The organism is Sphingomonas elodea ATCC 31461 (assembly GCF_000226955.1).
Lineage (GTDB): Bacteria > Pseudomonadota > Alphaproteobacteria > Sphingomonadales > Sphingomonadaceae > Sphingomonas > Sphingomonas elodea.
On sequence record NZ_AGFU01000016.1, the window covers coordinates 105,583 to 127,488 of the forward strand.

Genomic DNA, 21,906 nt, shown 5'->3' on the forward strand with positions numbered 1-21,906 from the left:
ATGTCACTCTATGACGATCGTCTATTTCGCCATCGTCTGCGGCCTGATCGCCGTGGCCTATGGGTTCTTCACCAGCCAGCAGGTGCTGCGCGCACCGGCCGGCAACGCCAAGATGCAGGACATCGCCGCCGCCATCCAGGAAGGGGCCAAGGCCTATCTGGGGCGGCAATATCGCACCATCGCCGTGGTCGGCGTGCTCGTCGCCATCGTCCTGTTCTTCACGCTGGGGCCCATCCCCACCGTCGGCTTCCTGATCGGCGCGATCCTGTCCGGCGTGGCCGGCTTTGTCGGCATGAACATCTCGGTCCGCGCGAACGTGCGTACGGCCGAGGCGGCGCGCGGCAGCCTGCAGGGCGGGCTCACCCTCGCCTTCCGCTCGGGTGCTATCACCGGCATGCTGGTGGCGGGCCTGGGCTTGCTCTCGATCGCGGTGCTGTTCTGGTATCTGGTGGAGGTGGCGCACCATGCGCCGAACGATCGCCTGGTCGTGCTCACCCTCTCGACGCTCGCTTTCGGCGCCTCGCTGATCTCGATCTTCGCGCGGTTGGGGGGCGGCATCTTCACCAAGGCGGCGGACGTCGGCGCCGATCTCGTCGGCAAGGTCGAAGCGGGTATTCCGGAGGACGATCCCCGCAACCCGGCCGTCATCGCGGATAACGTCGGCGACAATGTCGGCGACTGCGCCGGCATGGCCGCCGATCTGTTCGAAACCTATGTCGTCACGCTGGGCCTCACCATGGTGACGATCGCGCTGCTGCTGCGCGGGATCGATACCGTGCTGCTCACCCGGCTGATGGCGCTGCCGTTGCTGGTCGGCGGCGTGTGCATCCTCACCTCGATCCTCGGCACCTATATGGTGCGGCTGGGCGCCAACCAGTCGATCATGGGCGCGCTCTACAAGGGCTTCTGGACCACCGTGATCCTCTCGGTCCCGGCGATCTACGGCGCCACTTATTATGTGCTGGGCGGGCGGATGCAGGAAGCGATTTCGGCGCTCGGCGAGCCCTCGGCGCTGCTCGACGGCAGCGCGCTCTCGGCCGAAGCCGTGGCGGCGGCCGCCGCGATGCCGAACGTCACCGGCATGGGCCTGTTCTGGTGCATGATGATCGGCCTGATCGTCACCGGGCTGCTCGTGTGGATCACCGAATATTACACCGGCACCAATTTCCGCCCGGTCAAGTCGATCGCCAAGGCCTCGGTTACCGGCCATGGCACCAACGTCATCCAGGGCCTCGCGATCAGCCTCGAATCGACCGCGCTGCCGACGCTGGTGATCGTCGTCGCGGTGATCGCCACCTACCAGATCGCCGGCATCCTCGGCGTGGCGTTCGCCGCGACCTCGCTGCTGGCGCTGGCCGGCATGGTGGTCGCGCTCGACGCCTATGGCCCGGTGACCGACAATGCCGGCGGCATCGCCGAGATGGCAGGCCTGCCCGACGAGGTCCGCCACAAGACCGACGCGCTCGACGCGGTGGGCAACACCACCAAGGCGGTGACCAAGGGCTATGCGATCGGCTCGGCAGCACTGGCGGCGCTGGTGCTGTTCGGCGCCTACACCACCGACCTCGACCATTATCACGACGCACTCGGGTTGACGGGGCCGGTCAACTTCTCGCTCTCCAACCCATACATCATCGTGGGTCTCTTGCTCGGCGCGCTGCTTCCCTATCTGTTCGGCGCGTTCGGCATGACCGCGGTGGGCCGCGCCGCCGGATCGGTGGTGGAGGACGTCCGCGCGCAGTTCCGCGACAATCCGGGCATCATGGCGGGCACCAGCCGGCCCAACTATGCCCGCACGGTGGACATCGTCACCAAGGCGGCGATCCGCGAGATGATCGTCCCCTCGCTGCTGCCGGTGCTGAGCCCGATTCTCGTCTATTTCCTGATCGCCGCGGTGGCGGGCAAGGAACAGGGTTTCGCCACCGTGGGCGCGATGCTGCTGGGCGTGATCGTCTCCGGGCTGTTCGTCGCCATCTCGATGACCAGCGGCGGCGGCGCCTGGGACAATGCCAAGAAGTATATCGAGGACGGCAATTACGGCGGCAAGGGCAGCGACGCCCACAAGGCCGCGGTCACCGGCGACACGGTGGGCGATCCGTACAAGGATACGGCGGGGCCGGCGGTGAACCCGATGATCAAGATCACCAACATCGTCGCCCTGCTGCTGCTCGCAGCGCTTGCAGGCGGCGGCGTGCACTGACCAACAACTTCTCCCCTGCTGCGCAGGGGAGAAGTTTCTGTAGCTTGCCCTGCCGCTCTCAAATCCCCACATCCCGAAGGAAGACGCGCGCCCGTGCCGCGCCGCCTTCCCTTTTTCCTTCCAGCGCTGTAAGGGCGACGCACTTTTACGCGCGCTAATTCCTGAGAGGCATTTTTTGGCCAAAGAAGAACTGCTTGAAATGCGTGGACAGGTTGTGGAGCTTCTCCCCAACGCCATGTTCCGCGTCCGGCTCGAGAACGATCATGAGATTCTCGGCCACACCGCCGGCAAGATGCGCAAGAACCGCATCCGCGTGCTGGTCGGCGACGAGGTGCTCGTCGAGCTGACCCCGTACGACCTGACCAAGGGCCGCATCACCTACCGCTTCAAGTAAGCGGGTGCCGCCCATGCGGCTCGTGCTCGCTTCCACCTCGCCGCGACGGCTCGATCTGCTCACCCGGATCGGCGCCGCGCCCGATCGCGTCGCTGCGCCCGATGTGGACGAAGATGTCCACCCCGGCGAGCTGCCGCGACCCTATGTGCTGCGCGTCGCCACCGCCAAGGCGCATGCGGTGACGCGTGCCGAGGACGAGATCGTCCTTGCCGGCGACACCACCATCGCCGTCGGCCGCCGCATCCTCGGCAAACCCGCCGACGAAGCCGATCTGCGCCGCATGCTCGCGCTGCTCTCCGGCCGCCGCCACCATTGCCTCTCGGCGCTCTGCGTGATCGGCGCGGACGGCCGGGCACGCACCCGCGTGTCCGACACCGTCGTCGCCTTCAAGCGCCTCAGCGACGCCGATATCGACTGGTACGTCGCCAGCGGCGAAGGCATGGGCAAGGCGGGCGGCTATGCCATCCAGGGCAAGGCCGAGGCGTTCGTGCGCTTCCTCTCCGGCAGCCATTCCGGCGTGGTCGGCCTGCCGGTGTTCGAGGCGCGCGCGCTGCTGGCCGGCGCCGGCTATCCCCTTGGCTGAGTGGCTGTACGAGGCGGGGATCGGCGAGAACCGCGCCGCCCTCGTTTCGCGCGGGGTGATCTGGAAGGCGCGGATCGAGCTCGCTGGCACCCGTCCCCAGGTCGGCGCGATCTGCGCGGCACGGCTCGTGGACAAGTCCACCGGCAAGGTGACGCTCGACCAGGGCGGCGAGGCGCTGTGCGATCCCCTCCCCAAGGGCATCACGCAAGGCGCGGCGCTGCGCGTGAAGATCGTCCGCGAGGCGATCCCCGAACCCGGCCGCGCCAAGCTCCCCAAGGCCGTCCCCGCGCCGCCCGAGGCCACCTTGGGCGACGGTCCGGACCTGCTCGCCCGCATCATCGCCAGCGACCATCCGGTGCGCAAGCTCCGCCCCCACGAGGCCGATACGCTGGAAGCGGCCGGCTGGTCCGAGCTGCTCGACGAAGCCTATACCGGCGAGATCGCCTTTCCTGGCGGCGCGCTGCGCATGTCGCCCACCCCCGCCATGACCCTGTTCGATGTCGACGGCGCCGGCCCGCTGGAGCCGCTGTCGATCGCAGCCGCCCACGCCGTCGCCCGGGCGATCGAGCGATTCGGCATCGGCGGCTCGATCGGCATCGACTTCCCGACGCTGAGCAGCAAGGCGGCGCGCAACGCCGTTGCCGAGGCGATCGACGCGGCGCTGCCCCAGCCCTTCGAGCGCACCGCGGTGAACGGCTTCGGCTTCCTCCAGATCGTCCGCCGCCGCACCCGCCCCTCGGTCCCTGAGCTGCTGCACGCCGATCCGGTGGGCGCCGCGACCCGCGCCGAGCTGCGCCGGCTGGAACGCCTTCCCCCGCCGGTGCCGGCCACCCATATGGTCGATACCCGAATCGCCCGCCGCCTGGCGCGCGAGCCCGACTGGACCGAGACGCTCGCCCGCCGCATGGGCGGCGCGGTCCGGTTCGTGACCCCCAAGGAGTGACCCGCATGCCCCGCGACGCCTGCCCGATCTGCGGCAAGCCCGGCACCGCCGACTTCAAGCCCTTCTGCAGCCGCGGCTGCAAGGATCGCGACCTGCTGCAATGGCTGGGCGAAGGCTATCGCGTCCCCGGCGAGCCGGCCGAAACAAATGTGCATTCGGGGCTGGACAGCCACGAATTCCCCGACTAACAGGCGCGCTCCCCGGCGGCTCCGCCGGTGTGCCCGGGTAGCTCAGTTGGTAGAGCATGCGACTGAAAATCGCAGTGTCGGCGGTTCGACTCCGTCCCCGGGCACCATTTCTTCCCGGCAAAATCAGTAACTTACCTAGGTGTCGCTTCGCCCATAAGAGGTGAAGTCCGCTCCCATATGTGGTGACATCCTCGCAACCCACGGGAATAAGCCATTTTCCCGATAATTCGCGTAATGACGACATATGGGGAAAAGCGTCGGGAAGGCGTGCTGAGATGGCAAGAAAATCTGCGAAACGCCCGGTATCAGGCTCCTGAGGTTCGTTCGCACCCGTCTGAGCGGTCCGTCACCTCCTTTGACCGCCAAGATCGTGACGAAGCCCATCTTGGCGTCCCGGTCGCTGGACCGATCGGAAGCGGCAGTAGAACACCTCGGTCATATTCACGACGGGAGACTACCGTCGCAGCGATCGTTGCGCTCACCAGCGAAGATCGATCTTGGACGGAGCAGCGCATGGTCACGCGTGAGGAACTTTATCGCCTCGTATGGTCGAAGCCGCTTACAAAAGCCTCTGAGCAGCTCGGTATATCATACAGCAAGCTGGTACAGATCTGCGCCGAGCTGGGAGTACCGAGGCCACCACAGGGTCACTGGGCGAGGCTTGAGCTCGGCAAGGCCGATCCAGCACCGCCACTACCGCCACCAGCAGAAGGGCAGCTTGTGGCGTGGACCGAGGAGGATTTAGCTCTCCCCAAGGCACCGTCGCGACCACGAGCGCCTCGAAAGAAGGCGATCTCAGCGCATCGTGCGCCCCCAACCATGCATTCCCTCGTTCGTGGCAGGAAGGCAGATTTCCTCAATACCCGCCCGACCAAGGAAGACGGCTTCCTACGTCCATTCAAGCGCGCTCTGCCCGACATTCAAGCGTCGTCCGACATGCTCGATCGCGCATTGCTGCTCGCGAATGCTCTGTACACTGCATTCGAGGACGCCGGTCACCGCGTGACCCTCAGCGGCCTTAACTCAGCCGCTCGCCGCCTGCGTATCGACCCCCGAGAAGCCCCTGCAAAGGGGGATAGGTACGACCCGTATCCGCAGCCATGGCGGCCCGATCGACTCACCCTCGTGCAAGCTGGTGCCGTCACCATCGGTCTGATTGTCCTCGAGATGACCGAGCGGGTGAAAATGCGCCACGTAAAGGACGGGTATGTCAGGGACAGTCCTGAGCTTGCCGCACGCGTGGAGCGCTCCCGCGCATACAGCTGGACCACGTTCAAGGACGTGCCCTCAGGTCGGTTTCGAATAGTCGCCTATGCCGCAGACGCCGCAGTAGATTGGTCGCAGAGTTGGCAGGAATCCGAAAAGCAGCCAGATTCTCTCACTGCTGCGTCAATTGCCAAAGCCGTCTTATCGCAACGAGGTAGGCTGATGGAAATGACTCGGGAAGCCGCGCGCCAGGCAGAAATTCGGCATCGAGAATGGCTGGAGGAACAGGAGAAATGGTGCCGCCAAGAGGACGAGCGAAAAGTTGCAAAATCTCGAGAAGAAAGCCTTGCCACTTTGCATACCGCTATCCAGCGCTGGGGGCGGGTAATGGAAATGGAGATGTTCTTCTCTGAAGCTAAGCAGCAGGCTCTAGGACTACCCGCCGACGCCAAGCACATCGTGCTAGAGCGCCTCCGGCTCGCCAGAGAGTTGATAGGCAGTCAGAACCCACTAGACTATCTACAAAACTGGAAGACTCCCACTGAAATTTATCGGCCTCGATATAGTGAGTCTGCTCATTCGGAGCGCTATCAAACGCCATAGAAGGTAGAGGTCCATTCTGCTTGCTTGGCATTTTGGCCTTAGACATTCCCGAAACGATGCCCCGCTGAGCTAATAGTGGCCTGAAAACGGGGAGCAGGTCAGCAGCTTTGCCCCAAAGCCTACGTTCAGCACTTCCCCGACTAGGCATTGGATTGCGCTCTAAGATGGCCGTAAGCTGTCGCTCGACTTTCCGCGCAAAACTTATGAAAGCGCCTAGAACTGGCGTTTCTGTTCTCGAAGGTATATCCTCGCCGACATGATCTATATTTGGTCGAGCTGTAGGTACGCCGGCCCGATGGTGCTCGGCAACGAAGGTCGCGAGATACCTGAGGACCTCGCAAAGCGGACGCCTCCACCGGACGATGTATTCTGCCTACCGTTGGTCGACAGCTGGCGGGATCGGATCTGGCACATGCTCGAAGACCTGGTCACTGCTGAGGTGAAAGATGCTTTCATCGGCGACCCGCCGGAATCCGTCTTTTCAGACGATCTGAGCTGGCTCGACGAGATCGTCTATGAGGTGACCGGTCGCATCGTGAACATGAAAGAACTGGTCGTTGACCGGTTCGCCAATGAATATCGCGCGTTCCGGGCAGGCCACGGGACCAGGACCAATGACGTGGGCCCGTTCTATAGCCATGGCCTGCGGTATCTTCGGCCCGATGAGATCGAGAACCGTGCGCGCGCGATATTCTTGAACGGCCAATATCCTCTCGGCAACGAAGCGAGGCTGAAGGATGCGATCGATGACGTCGACGCGCGCAATACCAGCGGCGGGCGGCCGGGCCGGCTCTACTTTGCGGCAGAAGAGCGCAGCCTAATCACGCGCATCGGCGGATCCGGGCACTATCTCGTTTATGGAAGCGAGTATCTCTATTGTCTCGGCATGCGCACGATCGGCGAATGGGAAACGCGTCAGGCGCTTAAGTCGATCGGCCGCCCGACCATGTTCGTGTGCGACATACCTATGTCGATGATGCGGCCGCATACGCTGGGTGAATTCGCTGGCATGGTCATCGAGTATCTCTTTTGCGAGCTCGCCAACCTTCCTTGCCACGCGCTCAGCGCAGGCGCGGGATCCGCGCTTAGCATTGCCCAAGACCTCCCCGGCAGATGCATCGTCGGGCATTATCATCCGGCGCGCGTCCACGCGCCCTATTAGTCGCCATCCCACCCCCCGTCCCCTACCTTCGCTCCCGCACGTGCGAATCTTGAGGCGCCCGACCAGCACCTGCTCAGGCGAGTGGCGACGGATTGCCGGATAGGTTTATAGCTGGGCTCTTGGCATGATCGTACGGTCAACGCTGTAACATGGCCTTGTTCGCGAATAATACAGCGTGCATCAGCGCGTCTCCGGCTCACCAGTTCGTGAGGAAGGCCTCGAGCTAAGGCGGGCGACAATCGATTCCGTCTGCCAATGTCCCAATCTATAAATTCTATTGTCCTTATATCCGAATATCGGTGAGAATGTTTGTGACGGACAGGCGGTTTTTCTCGTTCCTGCGGGCCCAAAATCTCCTTAGGAGATCCTCGTCGATGAAGTCGTCAAGCTTGGCGGACCTCAGACCGACAACGAATGAGGCAAGATCATCGATCGCCGGGCACTCCGGCAGCGAGCCGAGGAGCTGCTTCAATTCCGGGGCAGAGATGCCGACGGCCGTTACGCCGACATCGTGCGCCTCGGCATCGATACCAGCGCTCATGAGGACGATCGAGAGCAGGGAGTTCACCGCGGTGCCATGCCAGGTCAGGAGGTGGGTATCGGCCCCGGTCTCGATGACATTGCGCCGTTGCAGGCCCAACTCGCGGAACGCGGCGCGCCCCTGGTCCAGGAACTCGCCTCCTGCCGCGTCGAGGAACGCGGGCCGGTCGTCATCGAGGAACACCTCCAGCGTCATCGCCGTCAGGCGGTCGTGCAGCGGCTCGTTCGCGGGCCTGTCGAAGCGGGGCAGCTTTCCCGATCTGTGCGGGACAACCTCGAGCACCTTCGCCCGGTCGTCGACGACCTCAACGCGCCAACGCCGGCCGGCGAACCCGACGAGCGATCCAATTCCGAGGACGTTGGTCAGCGGCACGGTGCCAAGGGGCCTGCCACCCGCGACAAGGCGCCACTCCTCGTCGGTGGCGAAAACCGCGTAGAAGTCGCGGCTGTCGACGAGCTTCTCGCCCTCTGAACCGAGCAGAAGCAATCCGTCTGGCGCCTGTTCCAGCAGATCGACACCGTCGCGGGCCGCTCCGCGCAGGAGGTCGGCGTAGTCGGAGGGCGCGAGCCGTAGAATGCTATCCTGCCCGAAGAGGAGCTTGTGCGCCGCCGCGGCGCGAACGCCCCCCCGTGATGAGATCAGCGACAGCGTCTGATGCAGCGAGACCGTCGGCAGCGACGGATCTTCCAGAGCCGGCTCGACCCAGTTCTGCTGTAGGAGTCGGACACTCGCCACGGCGCGGGCCGTCTCGAGGCGCAGCCGGTCCAACGGGTCGACATCGGCCGTGAGGTGCTTCTCCCGGACGTAGATCCTGAGAATGGCGGGATCTCCGCGACGGCCGCTGCGACCCAACCGCTGCTTCAGGCCTGCGAGGGATCGAGGGGCCCCTACCTGCGCAACCGACTTCACGCTGCCGAGGTCGATGCCAAGCTCCAGCGTCGTTGTGGCGATGGCCGTCGTCGGCAGGCCACCCGTCTTGAGCCGCGTCTCGAGGGTCTCCCGCAACTCCTTGGAGAGGCTGCCGTGATGGGGAAAGAACTCCTCAGGCACGGCGTCTCGTTCGGACCGCTGCCGGAGGCGATCGGCCAAAGCCTCGACCGTCCGCCTCGACGCGGCGAAAACGAGATTGTTGCTGCCGCGAAGCGTGGCGAAGATATGGTCCGCTATCCTGCTCAGGGCGTCCTGTGCCCCGTCTTCCGCAAAATCGTCCGAGCCTCCCTTCTCGGGAGGCTCCTCGTAGCCCCGTATCTGCAACCTGACCGACGGACCGCCTGTCGATGCCTTTAACACGGCGACGTCGCCCGGCCGTTGGGAGTTGACCCATCGGCAGGCAGCCTCCGCATCGCCGAGCGTCGCTGACAGTCCGATCCTCCGGGCGCGAGATACGAAGATCAGGTCAAGCCGCCGGAGCAGAGAGGCAAGGTGCAGGCCGCGAGGCCCTTGGAGGAACGCGTGCAGTTCATCAACGACGATCGCCTCGACCCCGGAGAAGAGGCGCGCTGCGTCCGCAGGCTTTCGAAGCAGCAACGCCTCGATTGATTCCGGAGTGATGAGGGCGACGCCGGCGGGAGCGCGCAGCAGCCTCGTCTTCGGACCCTGGGGGGCATCGCCGTGCCATTTCGTGAGTGGAAGCGACAGGCGCTCGCAGAGTAGCTCCAGCCGGCGGAACTGGTCATTGATCAGGGCCTTGAGCGGGCTGATGTATAGGAGCTTGAGGCCCGGCCGCGACGATTCGGCGGTCTGGGTGAGAAGTGGGAGGAAGGCCGCCTCTGTCTTTCCCGAAGCCGTTCCGGCCATGACGATGACATCGTCCCTAGTGTCCAGGACAGTGCGGATCGTGATGTCCTGGATCTCGCGCAGACCGGGCCAGCCCTGCTCACGAATCCAACGGCGGATCTCGGGATGAAGCCGATCGTAAGATCCGGCCTCAGAGACGGAGGTCAACAAGCTCGTCGTCCGCGTCCAACTCGTCGGGTTCATCCTGCTCGGGCGCGACGCCCCCGATGAGATCCTGCCACCTGGTTCCCGGGTTCTGCTGCAGCACCGAAAGGAACTGCACGAAGGCCTTGATGGTGTTCCTCGGCGTGCGGAAGTAGGCCTCGCCGATCCGTTTGCTGCAGTGATCCATGAACGCCGTCAGCGCCTCGTCGGGAACCAAGTTGGCGGTAGCATCGCCTAGCGCGAACACGGACCGGATGTTGGAAAGCAGGACGAGCAGATCCTCGGGCGACAGGCTCTGCAGGCGCAGGACAGGACCGCTCATGTCGATGCGCCCCTCAGTCGCGAAGCTGTTCTCCGCGAGGCGAGACTGAAGGGCCTGATAGCTGTAAAGGCCGCGTCGGCTGTCTAGCAGGAACTCCGGCGTTCCGCCGAAGACAAACCCTAGACCCTCGACGTTGCCCTGCAGGACGTCGTTGAGGATGCGGAGGAGCTGCTCGTAGTTCTGGTTGCGAGCCTGCGAGCTCTGCAGCTTGTAGAGGTTCACCATCTCGTCGAACACGACGAGGAGGCCGCTGTAGCCCGCGATGCGAACGAAGGCGGACAGCAGCTTGAACGTGTCGTAGATGTTGGCGTCGTCGATGATGCTTCGAACCTGAACCGCCTGCCGCGCTTCCGTCTTCGTCGGGTACTCCGCGCGAAGCCACCGCAGAGAGGCCGACTTCAGCGTGTCGTCACCCTCCTCGTGCCCGCGCCAGTAGGCCTTGATCACGGTGGAGAAGTCATGGCCGCCGAGCATGTCGAGGAGTGGCGCGAGCCGCCTGTCGATAACGCGCTCAACAGGAGACGTCGTATCCTCCGCCTCCCGCAGGCACTCGGTCACGAAGCGCTCGACGATGCTTGGGAGGGCGCCTCCCTCTGGCTTCGTCCTCGTCGCCATATTGCGCACCGCTTCAGCGTAGAGGCCGCGGGCCTGCCCCCCTGTAGCATGCAGGCGGCGGTCCGGCGCCAGATCGGTATGGACCGTGACGCATTTCCGCTCAAGAGCGATCAGACGTACCAGATTGAGGAAGAAGGTCTTCCCCGCTCCATACTCTCCGATCACGAACCTCACGGCGGATCCTGAATCCGCGATCCTGTCGATGTCGCGAACGAGCGCTCCGACTTCCCGCGAGCGTCCGACCTGGATGTGCTGAAGCCCGACCCGGGGGACGACGCCTGCTGACAGGGCCTGCACGATGAGATCTCGATCCTTGCGACGTATAGTGGTCAAGCGGGAACTCCAATCGGCTGCAACTGGTCTAAGATCTCGGCGAGAACGCTGACGCTCTCATCGTCCTCAACAACGGGCTCCCCGAAGCGGTCAAAACCCCACTCGTTGAGAGTTTCGATGGCGCCTTCCGGCATCAGGCGCAGGGATGCGGCAGCCGCATCGAACTCCGACCTCGGCAGAGGGGCCAACATCAGGCGGACCAGGAGGTCGGAATGGGCGGCATCCAGGCCCTCAAAGGCGCTACGCGCCGCCTCCGGTCTAGAGGGGATCGCCGCAGCGGGTTGCGGATCCGGCTCATCCTCCATGAAGATCGCAGCGAGCATCGCGGACACCTGCGTCGTCTCGCCGCGGATGCGTTCCAGCCTGCGTGCGTCGATCAAGACACCCGCGCGCTCCTCGTCTGCGGGCAGCGGTACCAATTGTTCGGGCTCGCTCCTCAACACCTCGACAGGGCCGTGATCCTCGCCGGTCCGGTGCAGGGCGGAATAGAGCGCGTTCAGGGGTAGGTCCAAGGCGGCGTGGAGCGCCTCTAGGAACCTCACCTCGTCAGGGAGCACCCGACCATCGGCGAGCACCGCCTCGATTGCAGAAGCGACGAGGGCGGCCTTGCTCGCCGGGGGCACGTCGGCCAGCTTCTTCAACGCGGCACGTACCTTAGGCGGGTCAGCGGCGAGCGCCCTGCCGCATGCGAGCAGTCGCGTCACCTCATGCGGCTGAAGGTCAGGCATAGATCGAAGACGTCGTTCGATCGCATCGATTTCAGAGTCCGCGACCTCGCCATCGGAGGCGGCCGCAAGCATCGCGACCTCCACCATTCCGCGCGCAGCAAGGTATGCAGGCCGATCCGGATCCACCGCGCCGCCGCCAGGTGCCTCGAACAGGATAAGGATTGCGTTGCGGCGGAGCACTGTTGCGGGACCATAACGGCGATCCGGCTCGCAACCGAGGTCGAGGGCGTCTAGCGCTACGCCCATCTGCCGCACCAGACCGGCGGGTAGCTTGTCGGAACCTTCCTCCACCTCAAGATCCAGGACGCGTGCCAGATCGACTGCCGAAATGGCTGACGGCGCTCCAACGCCGAGCGCATCTCTGCAGCGCGCAAGAGATGGACGCGACGGCCTCAACTCCTGCGGGAGCAGAAGATCACCCCTCAAGCAGCCCCGCGCCTCTGGATCGCGGCCCAGAAGCCTGCTGTATGCCGACAGGTCCTCCATGCAGGCGTCGAGGAGCGTCCGGAGCGGCACGAGCGCCGTTGAGACCTTGGACACGTCGGGGATCTCCAACGTGAGGTTGGTTACAAACGCTCCGCTGGCCGCCCTGTACTCGTAGCGCACCTGTGCCTTGGGTTTGCGGACCCGCAGCCCTTCCGGATGCCGAACGGCGAACCTCGCCGTCCACAGCTCTCTCATCTCGTCGAAGCAACGCTGGCCGGGCGTTCTCAAATACACGTCCGGCAGCCCCAACACCCATGAGAGGGCGTCATCTGCATCGAACGGCTGATCGTCGCGAAGCCTTCGCCCAAGCCTCACTCTGACATCAAGTGGGAGCTCGAGTTCGTAGTTGCGGGTCGAGGCTTGGGTCGGAGGGCCGCCTTCGGTCGGTTCATATACCGCGGCCAGCGCGAGGAACTTCCAGGCATAGCTCTGAAACGAATAGTTTTCGCCGTAGATCTGAAAGAGACGGCGCACCTCGGCGAAAAGGACCGGCACGTCCTCCCGGGCGTCATCAACGAGAAGGCGTTGCTCCAATCCGTAGAAGAACAGGAATACGTAGCCGATGGGTATGGTCGGATCGGAACGTCCGCTCTCGAGCCAGTCGAGATATGTCCAACGCGCCTTCGGATCGAGGCCGGCATAGGTCGGCCAATAGCCGAGCGTGGCACCCGAGCGGTCGCCGCGTGGATCGATTGGCAATGACGGGTCGATCCGGCTCTTGTCGTGCCTCGGCTCGTAGGAGGTCGGCGTGCCGTAGTAGGCGAATTCCAAGACCACGGAGCGCCCGCCCACGTCCAGCGCCTCTGTTTGGCCGACCCAACGCGAGGAGGCCCGCGGGCCGGCCGACGCCTTTGGAGCGGACGCCGGCGCCGGGGAGAAGTTCGGTTGAGCGGGGCGAGGCTGGCTCAGAGAGGCAAGGTGCTTCTTCGCCTGCTCCAGGGTCGAGAACGAGTATTGACCGACCACGAAGCGGCCGTCTCCGCCCATGCGCACGCCCTCCGGAAGATCCCTAGGAGTGCCACTCGGGGACGGAACGTTGCGATCGGCTTCAGCATGCGACGCCGACGGTCCAAGATTGGCGTTGCTGTCCTTCGTCGCTGGCGCGAGTGCCGCAGAGCCAGCGAGTGATAAGGCGGGAAGGGCTGAGCGGGGGCGGCTCAGGGAAACCAGATGACGCGTTGCCTGCTCGAGGGTCGAGAACGAGTAACCGCCGGCCACGAAGCGGCCGTTGTCGCTGACGCGCACGCCGTCGGGAAGCTCAGTGGAAGCGCCCTGTGTGGAGGGAGCGTCAGGTTGCGGGAGGGCGACCTTCTCGGCCAGCGACGCCTGCGGCCCGAACTCTGCGGCGGCGTCGGCAGTCGTTCCGGACATGAGTTCGCCGAAACGCCGCGCCACTCTCGAGAGCCAACCCCCACTCTGCACCATCACAGTCCCCCAGTCTGCCGATCGTGTCCCAAAGTCGATGCGATTTCCAGACTATTCCCTCGCGATTAGATGGAATTTGTTGACCGATAGGGTTGTTAGTCGTGGAATAGTTCCTTCTGATGTAGCAGCATGGGGGGCGATCCGTCCGGGAAAGCGGATTCGCCAGGTTGAATGGGTTTGAAGGAGTTGGGGGCGAATGTCGTTCACTGAGGTGCCGGTGATTCCGGCGTTGGTCCTGCTCGTGCTGCTGTGCCTGGCGGCGGGGTTCGTCCGATTCTTCTTCATCCCGGCGAGAAGACTCGACCAATCGCTGAAGAGAATAATTCAGGAGGTCGAGCGTACCAGGGCAGCCGGATCCCAGAGCCTGACCGAATGCTTCGGATCGGACGAGGCGATAGCCGCACTGTGGAACGAGTACCGCGAGACGCTCCATGTACAAAAAGCGATCGACGCCGGAACGGGCGAGGTGGCCCTAGGAGCGATCCGGTCGACGGTCCCGGCCGAGATGTTCATATCTCCGCACTCGATCGTCGACAGCCGGGTCCACGCCGAGTTCTTCAAGCATCTGCCAGGTATCTTCACCGGCATCGGCATCATCGGGACGTTCACGGGTCTGCTGACTGGCCTCCGAGCCTTCCAGATTTCTGACGATTCCAGCGTCGTCCGGAACAGCCTAACGGCCCTGCTTCACGGGGTGAGCGAAGCCTTCATGGTCTCCGCGATTGCGATCATCCTCGCGATGCTCACCACCTTCGTGGAAAAATACCTTCTCAACAGCTTGTATCGGAAGGTAGCCCATCTCGCGCATCAGGTGGACGCGACTTATGAGGCGGGAGCGGGCGAGGAGTATCTGGCGAGGCTCGTCGACTCCTCGGAAGAGTCGGCCAGTCAGACGAAGATCCTCAAGGACGCGCTCGTCGCGGACCTCAAAGAGATACTGACCGACCTCGCCGAGCGGCAGATCCAGGCGACCGTCCAGCGGTCGAACGAGCTTGGGACCACCATCGCCGGCGCGCTGACCGAAGCGCTCAAGGCTCCCCTCGACCAGATCGCAGGGGCGGTTGGCCAGGTGAGTCTGGACCAGTCCTCTGCGGTGACCAAACTCCTCACCGACGTCCTTGCGAGCTTCAGCGACCGCCTTGAGAACCTGTTCGGCAGCCAGCTCTCGGGCATCGGCGACATGCAGCAGCGGACCATAGACGCGATGCAGACTGCCGTATCGAGGCTGCAGGACCTGACCGCCAATGTGGAGGCGGCCGGCACTCGGGCGTCCGATACGATGTCGGCGAAGCTTGTCGAGGCAGTCGAAGCCGTCGAAGCGCGCCAGTCTGCGATCAGCGAAGAGATCCGCAACGTTCTCGGGGAGATCCGGGCGACGACCGGCCAGTTGCAAACCGAGACTCAAGAGCGCGTGCAGTCCATGCTCGCGGAACTCGGCGAGCGCATGGGCGAGGCCATAAACACCATCGAGAGGCAGTCGGCCGAGCGGTCCCGCCTTCAGTCCGAGGAGGATGGCCGGCGAGCTCAAGCCGCGGCCGGGCAGGTCGGGCAGATGCGCGAATCGGTTGGAGAGCTGGCCTCCAACGTGGACGGATTGGTCGGCGCCGTTCGCGAGATGGCCGCCGGCGTGCAGTCAGCGACGCGCGACGCGTTCTCGCGCCTCGCCGGCGGAGCGGACACGCTTCTCGCCGCCGCCAATAGGCTTGAGGCCTCGGGGAAGGAGGCTGCCGGAGGCTTCGACCGCATTGCCACGGTCACGTCAGGCTTGACGGAGGCGGCGGGCAGCGTCGCAGGCGCCGCGCGCAGTCTGGACTCCGTCATCTCGGACTACCGGTCAGCCCGCGATGCCGTCGCGACCATGGTCGCCGATCTGCGCGGGACGGTCGAGGCCGCCTCGAGAGAGGCCACCCTTACCGCCGACGTGCTTGGCCGGATCGAGGGGGCAGCCCAGAAGCTGGCGGCGGCCCAGGTCCAGGCGGATGGCTTCCTCGACGAGGTGGTGGACGTGATCGGCGCGTCACACGAGAAGTTCTCGGATGGCATGCGGAACACCGTGGTCGAGGCGAACCGGCAGTTCCACAAGGAGATGACCCAGGCCACGGGCCTGCTCAAGGAGGCGATCCAGGAGCTGGAGTTCGCACTCCCGGCCGGTGGACGCCAGGCAGCCTAACGCTAGATGTTCCAGCGCATCTCAATCGGGCAGCGGGGTCGTGAGGAGGGCGAAAAGCCGTTCTGGATCTCATTCGCGGACCTCATGACGGCGCTCATGGTGCTGTTCCTCCTGGTCATGAGCGTCGCGCTTCTGGCCGTCACCCGCACCATCACGCAGAAGGAGCGGCTCGAGGCCGAACGGCAGACGGAGATCAGCAAGCTGCTTGATCGGATAGACGCAGCAGCGCGCAAGCAGGGGATCCACGTCGACCACCAGCGGGCGGTCATCGATTTCGGCGACCGGGCCCGGTTCGATACCTCGAGCTTCTCGCTCAATCCCGATCAGGAACGTCTGCTCAGGACGTTCGTCCCCGAGGTGCTCGCCATAGCCCGCGACAAGGGCGGTCGTCGCTGGCTCAAGCGTATCGTGGTGGAGGGGTTCACCGATCGACGGGGGAGCTATCTCTACAACCTCAATTTGAGTCTCGAGCGCAGCCAGCGGGTCCTCTGTGCGCTGATGGCGCCGCCGATCGCCGGCGAGCAGCCCATGAGCCGCCAGGAGCTCGAGGAGATCAGAAGGCTCTTCCTGGTCGGTGGCTACTCTTCCAACTCCGCGAAGGCGTCCCTGGACGCCAGCCGAAGGATCGAGCTCCGATTGGAATTCTTCGGCGTCGACGAGCCCGCAGTGACGGCGGTGAGCGCGTTCGAGGGCGACTTCGGGAAGTGTGCCCTGTGACGCCGCTCCTAGCTAGGCTGCGGGAGCGTCTCGACGCCGCCGGAACGGCCGCCCTGCGCAACATGCCCGAGCCGGATCTCGTGGCGCTCCGTCGGGAGGCGACTGCGCTGAGATCGATGCTCGGAGGCTCCGGATCCGGTGCCGGTGGCTCGACAGACCGAATCCGCGATGAGGTGTTGAAGTTCAGGGACACCGGGCGGCTCGCGGACGTGCGTTCCGCGCGCCTCGTGTGTTGGGGCACGCGTCTCGGCGACAGGACGCATGCACCGCTCATCGAGGACGGCGACAGGTTCGAGCCACTGCTGGACGAAGTCGACGCCTTCCGCAGCATGCCGAGGCCATACCGACGTTGCTGGCGTGGGCTTCTGGACGGCTACATCAACTACGACCCAGACGAGGCCCGCGATCATGGTGCCAGGAACTGGCGGCGCCTCCGCGAGTACCTGAACGACAATTTGCCAGGGCTGGCGCGAGCCGGGCAGTCGCCGGACTGGCTCATCGCGGTGGACGAGCATGCCAACATCCTCAGCGACGACCCGTGCTCAAGATACGGGGCCGAACTTCTCGGCGGCGGGAGCGACGCGCTCGAGGTTCTCCGCCGGGAACTCTCGGCCGGGGACTCGTCATGGATCGGAAGGCGCATATTCGAGGCGCAGATCGCAGCGGCCATCGGCTTCGACGACCGACGCTTCCGTAGCGTGATCTCGAAGGTCCTCGACATCATCGGCGCTCACGATCTGCTCGCCGACGAGGCGCTCTCGCGCGTGCTGGATCGCTACTCGATGTGCGAAAGCGCCGAAATCGAACCCGCTCTCCGTGACGCGTCGGTTTCACGCTGGGGCAATCCCTGGCTCGAGCGCAATGACACGAGGTGGACGCTGGTCCGTCCGGAGACCCGATCCATGGTCTCCTCCTGGCTGAAGCTCCGCCTGATCGAGGATTTCTTCAGCCTGCTTTCCGAGGATGGCGTGAATGATCAGCGCAGGATCAACTTCTGGAAGCGCTACGTGGATCAGATTAGTGACATGCACTTCGCGCTGGGCGACGCGGCCTATCGAGATCCGCGGCCAGACTTCCGGGCGCTCCGCCAATCGATGAAGGGACGACTGCTGGAACTCTCGAACGGCGGATCCCCGCGCAACAACGCCTTCATAATGCGCATCGGCGGGCACGTGTTCGTTGAGTTCGGCGAAACCGGCAACGCCATGTTCGCCTTCGACGCGGAGAGCCTGCCCTTCGATCTTCGGAAACCATGGGTCGCTGGAAACAAAACTGCGCTCAAGCATCCGAGCTTCGCCGCGCGTATGACCCACACCGACAGCGCCGGTGAGCGCTGGGAACGGAAGATCGAGCGGCGGATCTCGGAACTGGGCGCGAAGCGGACGACGCCGCCGTTGCCAGCTCAACCATCGACTCATTCCGGTAATATCCGGCGGCCGGCCGAGCCTGATTACGCGCCTCGTTGGCGATCCACGCCTGCGCAAACTGCGTCTGGAGACGACGCGGGCCTGTTCGCGATACTCGCGGCGCATGGCATCAAGTCGGTGGACTCCCGCGACAAGGGCGGGACGTTCTGGGCATACGCTCCGAGGTCCAGCGCTGCGTCGAAGGAGCTGGTGGATCGGGGCTTCGCCTGGTCGGACCGGCGCGGCGCCTGGTATCTGCGGCGATGATCTGGGGCCGCAAGACCAAGCCGTCATCCGCGGTTCTCGAAGAGGCTGCACCGCGCGCGCAGCTCGATGAAGATGGGCTCCGCTTCCCTTTAGGTCGCTTGGAGGCGCCGTCGGCGGCAGCCAGCGCCGCGCTCCTCGATCAGCTGGCCGACGAGGGACTTGCGGAGCGGACCGGCGATGGACACCGCATGAGCTGGGCTCAGCTCTATGTTCTTCTCGAGGACGAGGAGGCGGCGGGGGAACTTCAGATTCTCGGTCTCCCGCCGACGGTTAGCGCAGCGCCCCGTCTCGTCAGTCGGAAGTCGCTCACGGATCCCGACTTCGTCGTGGCCATCGACGGCTGGATCGGCGCGGACCGCCGAATTCTGGCTGACACTCGCCTCAAGGGCGGCGCTCTCGAGCTCCGGGGCGAGGTGAACCTGCTGCCGCCGGCGGCGTGGCGTCTGGTCGAGCGGGTGAGGAGCTTCGCACGTCGTTCCGACGAGGACAGGGGAGAGGCAGGGCAGCGTCGAGCCTGGGGCGAGATCCGCGGTCTTGCGCTGGCGGCCGGCGCTCATCTCGACGATTTTCTCTTCCGGACCGTTGTCCTCACGCCGGAGCGTCTGCAGCTCGCATTGCGCCGCTCCGGGGAACTCGGGCTGGTTGAGGTCGAGCCTTGGTTCGAGGGCGCTCCTGCGGACTGGCTCGAGGCCTTCGACCGATCCGGCCAGGTGAGGGAGCGATACGACCTCCCCACGTCGGACGGGATTGTCCAGGTCATGATCTCGCCCGAGGTCGGCACGGTCCTGCGGGAGGTGAAGCGGATGCCCGGCCGCCGGGTCGCCGGGCAACGGGCGGAGGCGTTCCTCCTCAACCCGATCGCGGCGCTCGGCCCGGACGCGGCGAGAGTGGTGGACGAAAGCCAATTCGAGGCCGCGAAGCAAGAAGCGGGGATCGTCTTCGAGAGGTTCGCGGCGATCACGCCCGAGACTCACGGGAGCGGGGCGCTCGGTCTGCTCATTTCGAGCGGCTCAGGCGACGCCATCGAAACTCGCCAGGTGATGCTCGAGGAGAGTGACGCTCTCGAGTTCGCGGACGGCGTGGAGCGCAACCTCAACCGGGGCCTCCAGCTCTTCGCATGGGATGAATACGAGTTCGAGCTGGACGGTGACAGCCACCTCCACTGCGAGGCACTTCGGCGAGCCGTCACGCGACGCGACAAGGGCCTGATCAAGCACGGGGAGGTTTACGATCTCTCCGGATACTCCGACCGCGTCGAGGGCATCGGCCAGGAGAAGTCGTTCTACTCGCCGCATATCGCCAAACGTGACGACGGCGATAGCTGGTTTCCCGAGAACATCGTGCCGATGATCGGCTGGAATGACGCGACGACAGGAGAGCCGAGCTTCCTCCCTTTGACGGACGATCTCGCCGAGCAGCTGCGGTCTGGCGTCCTGAACGCTAAGCGGGCGGGCGAGGCCTCGGTTCAACTTGATGGATGCCCAACGCCCATTCCCGTGCGCGAGGCCGAGGCCATTGCAGCGACCTTCGCCAAGGTGGGAGAGCAGGCGAAGAAGGGGACGTTCAAGCCGACAGGCGCACCGCGGCGGGGCCCCAAGCCCACCCTCATCCTGAAGAGCAACATCGGCCAGGTCGACTACCGTGAAGAGCGTCTCGCGGCCCTCGCGGTTGAGCCCGGCCCCCCTCGCCTTCCACGGGCGCTAAAATCCACGGTACAGTTGAAGCCACACCAGCTGGATGGGCTCGCATGGATGCAGCATCTCCTCGGCCTAGCTCCCGACCACTGCCGCGGTGCGCTGCTCGCCGACGACATGGGGTTGGGGAAGACGCTTCAGATTCTCAGCCTCGTTGCCAGAGCGCGGGAGGAGGACCCCGCGATGCCGCCGGCGCTCGTAGTCGCACCTCTTTCGCTTCTCGAGAACTGGCGGGAGGAGGCGGAGAAGTTCCTGGAGGCCGGGTCTCTTCGGATACTCACGGCCTATGGTGAGGGCCTCGCGGACCTCCGGGTCGACAAGACCTCCGTGGACGAGCAGCTACGTCGGGAGGGGCTGGTCCGCTTCCTCAAGCCGAATTGGCGGGGCAACGCCGATCTCGTCCTGACGACCTACGAAACGCTCCGCGATCTCGAGTTCTCGTTCGGTCGCGAGCGATGGTCCGTCATGGTCTGCGACGAGGCTCAGAAGATCAAGAATCCCAACGCGGCGATGACCCGGGCCGCGAAGAAGCAGCAGGCCAGATTCCGCATCGCGTGCACGGGAACCCCGGTCGAAAACAGTCTGGTCGACCTCTGGTGCCTCTTCGACTTCGTGCAGCCTGGACTGCTCGGCGCCCTCAACGAGTTCGGCTCGACCTACCGTCGCCCGATCGAGGCGAAGAACGACGAGGACAGAGCGAAGGTGGAGGAGCTCCGCCGCATGATCACGCCGCAGCTCCTCCGTCGAATGAAGGCTGAGGTCGCGACCGACCTGAAGTCGAAGAGGGTCGACGAGGAGAGCCGCTCGCTCCCTATGGGCGCGTTCCAGCGCGGGCTCTACGTCAGCGCGATAGAGGCCTTCCGACGTCAGTCCGCGGGTGCCCCCGGCCGGCACCTGGCGCTGCTGCATCGGCTTCGGCTGCTTTGCTCGGATCCGGGAGACGGGGGCGCCGAGACGCTTGAGCCGATCGAGATTTATAGGTCGCGGTCGCCGAAACTCGACTGGCTCATCGACACGCTCGACAGCATCCGGGCGAAGGATGAGAAGGCGATCGTCTTCTGCGAGTTCAAGGCTATCCAACGTCTGATCCGACACTATGTTAAAGATGCGTTCGGCATCCCCGTGGACATCATCAACGGCGACACGTCTGCGGTCGCCAGCAGCGTCGACAGCCGGCAAAAGCGCATTCGCGCCTTCCAGGAGAGCCCTGGCTTCGGCGTCATCGTCCTGTCTCCCGTCGCCGTCGGCTTCGGCGTGAACATGCAGGCGGCGAACCACGTCGTCCACTTCACCCGCACATGGAATCCCGCAAAGGAGGATCAGGCGACCGATCGCGCATATCGGATAGGGCAGACGAAAGACGTGTTCGTCTACTATCCGACGGTTGCCGCGGTGGATTTCAAGACATTCGACGTGAAGCTTGACGAGCTGCTGGAGCGAAAGCGTTCGCTTGCAAGCGACATGCTTAATGGCAGTGGAGACATAGGTTTGAGTGATTTCGACGTGGATGAGCTCAGACCCAGGGTCGTCTGAACGCTTGTGCGAGGCGCCGAAAGAATTGAGCATGCCGCGGAAACTCCACCCCAAGCGTGTGCAAACAAGCGAGTGATCGCTCCGTTGGCGTCGGCGAGGATCGCTGACGCAATCGACGCGGCACATGCGCTTGACTGATAAATTTACATATATTGACATGGTAGCATGGCTCGTAAACGACAGCCCTCGACGCAGATGTGCCGCCTCGCCAAACTGATGCGGATATTGACCAGACCCGGTCGCTCGCATCAGTCCCCGCGAACGTTTGCTCCTGACAGAAGCTGCCGATGCAGCACTCCGGAGCGGACCGGCAGGAAGGCGCGCTAATCTCAGCCATTACATGGCCTTAAGCTTGATCCCGAAAGCGGTCTTTCAGTCTTGGTTGATTGGCGGAACTGCGCGGGCGCGGCATCATCTCTGCTGTGGGCCCGCGCAGATACTGGTGGAGA

At 64.5% G+C, this 21,906-nt stretch carries 14 protein-coding genes and 1 tRNA gene; 12 read left to right on the forward strand and 3 right to left on the reverse strand.

All coding sequences use genetic code 11. The features are described from left to right. The first annotated feature begins 10 nt into the window (after positions 1–10). The 8 genes from KK7_RS0106160 (at position 11) to KK7_RS0106195 (ending at position 7,279) form a co-directional block, all read left to right on the forward strand. On the forward strand, positions 11–2,200 hold the full coding sequence (locus KK7_RS0106160) for a sodium-translocating pyrophosphatase (protein ID WP_010543766.1): 2,190 nt from the start codon (positions 11–13) through the stop codon (positions 2,198–2,200). Positions 2,201–2,375: 175 nt separating this feature from the next. Beyond that, a complete protein-coding gene (gene infA, locus KK7_RS0106165) occupies positions 2,376–2,594 on the forward strand; it encodes a translation initiation factor IF-1 (protein WP_003049127.1) in 219 nt (72 codons plus the stop codon). Positions 2,595–2,607: 13 nt separating this feature from the next. Further along, positions 2,608–3,177, forward strand: a complete 570-nt coding sequence (locus KK7_RS0106170) for a Maf family protein (protein WP_010543767.1) — start codon at positions 2,608–2,610, stop codon at positions 3,175–3,177. After that, complete coding sequence (locus KK7_RS0106175; RefSeq protein ID WP_010543768.1) at positions 3,170–4,120, forward strand: ribonuclease E/G; 951 nt, start codon at positions 3,170–3,172, stop codon at positions 4,118–4,120. The genes KK7_RS0106170 and KK7_RS0106175 overlap by 8 nt, the downstream gene beginning before the upstream one ends. Before the next feature lie 5 nt (positions 4,121–4,125). Next, on the forward strand, positions 4,126–4,308 hold the full coding sequence (locus KK7_RS0106180; RefSeq protein WP_010543769.1) for a DNA gyrase inhibitor YacG: 183 nt from the start codon (positions 4,126–4,128) through the stop codon (positions 4,306–4,308). A gap of 31 nt (positions 4,309–4,339) precedes the next feature. Next, positions 4,340–4,415, forward strand: a tRNA-Phe gene (locus tag KK7_RS0106185). A 406-nt stretch (positions 4,416–4,821) separates the two neighbouring features. Further along, positions 4,822–6,117: an RWP-RK domain-containing protein gene (locus tag KK7_RS20205; RefSeq protein ID WP_138983917.1), complete on the forward strand. Its 1,296-nt coding sequence runs from the start codon at positions 4,822–4,824 to the stop codon at positions 6,115–6,117. A gap of 256 nt (positions 6,118–6,373) precedes the next feature. Beyond that, the gene (locus KK7_RS0106195; protein ID WP_157999985.1) at positions 6,374–7,279 is read left to right on the forward strand and encodes a hypothetical protein; all 906 of its coding nucleotides are present in this window, start codon (positions 6,374–6,376) and stop codon (positions 7,277–7,279) included. Between the two features lie 283 nt (positions 7,280–7,562). Here KK7_RS0106195 and KK7_RS0106200 read toward each other — a convergent pair whose 3' ends face one another. The 3 genes from KK7_RS0106200 to KK7_RS20210 are packed head-to-tail and all read right to left on the reverse strand — an operon-like array spanning position 7,563 to position 13,640. Continuing rightward, complete coding sequence (locus KK7_RS0106200; protein ID WP_040597862.1) at positions 7,563–9,767, reverse strand: DEAD/DEAH box helicase; 2,205 nt, start codon at positions 9,765–9,767, stop codon at positions 7,563–7,565. Beyond that, positions 9,748–11,031: an ATP-binding protein gene (locus KK7_RS0106205; protein WP_010543772.1), complete on the reverse strand. Its 1,284-nt coding sequence runs from the start codon at positions 11,029–11,031 to the stop codon at positions 9,748–9,750. The genes KK7_RS0106200 and KK7_RS0106205 overlap by 20 nt, the downstream gene beginning before the upstream one ends. Continuing rightward, positions 11,028–13,640 carry a tellurite resistance TerB family protein gene (locus KK7_RS20210; RefSeq protein WP_157999986.1) on the reverse strand — a complete coding sequence of 871 codons (2,613 nt, stop codon included), beginning with the start codon at positions 13,638–13,640 and terminating at the stop codon, positions 11,028–11,030. The genes KK7_RS0106205 and KK7_RS20210 overlap by 4 nt, the downstream gene beginning before the upstream one ends. Positions 13,641–13,866: 226 nt before the next feature. On the opposite strand from KK7_RS20210, the gene zorA reads away from it, so the two are divergent. Genes zorA through KK7_RS0106230 form a run of 4 tightly spaced genes read left to right on the forward strand, consistent with a single transcriptional unit; the run spans position 13,867 to position 21,457 of the window. Continuing rightward, the gene (gene zorA / locus KK7_RS0106215) at positions 13,867–15,840 is read left to right on the forward strand and encodes an anti-phage ZorAB system protein ZorA (RefSeq protein ID WP_010543774.1); all 1,974 of its coding nucleotides are present in this window, start codon (positions 13,867–13,869) and stop codon (positions 15,838–15,840) included. A 6-nt stretch (positions 15,841–15,846) separates the two neighbouring features. After that, positions 15,847–16,557 (forward strand): OmpA/MotB family protein, encoded by a 711-nt coding sequence (locus KK7_RS0106220; protein ID WP_010543775.1) that lies wholly within the window; start codon positions 15,847–15,849, stop codon positions 16,555–16,557. After that, complete coding sequence (locus tag KK7_RS0106225) at positions 16,554–18,230, forward strand: EH signature domain-containing protein (RefSeq protein ID WP_010543776.1); 1,677 nt, start codon at positions 16,554–16,556, stop codon at positions 18,228–18,230. Before KK7_RS0106220 ends, KK7_RS0106225 begins: the two co-directional genes overlap by 4 nt. Further along, positions 18,227–21,457 (forward strand): DEAD/DEAH box helicase, encoded by a 3,231-nt coding sequence (locus KK7_RS0106230; RefSeq protein WP_010543777.1) that lies wholly within the window; start codon positions 18,227–18,229, stop codon positions 21,455–21,457. The genes KK7_RS0106225 and KK7_RS0106230 overlap by 4 nt, the downstream gene beginning before the upstream one ends. The last annotated feature ends 449 nt before the right edge of the window (positions 21,458–21,906 follow it).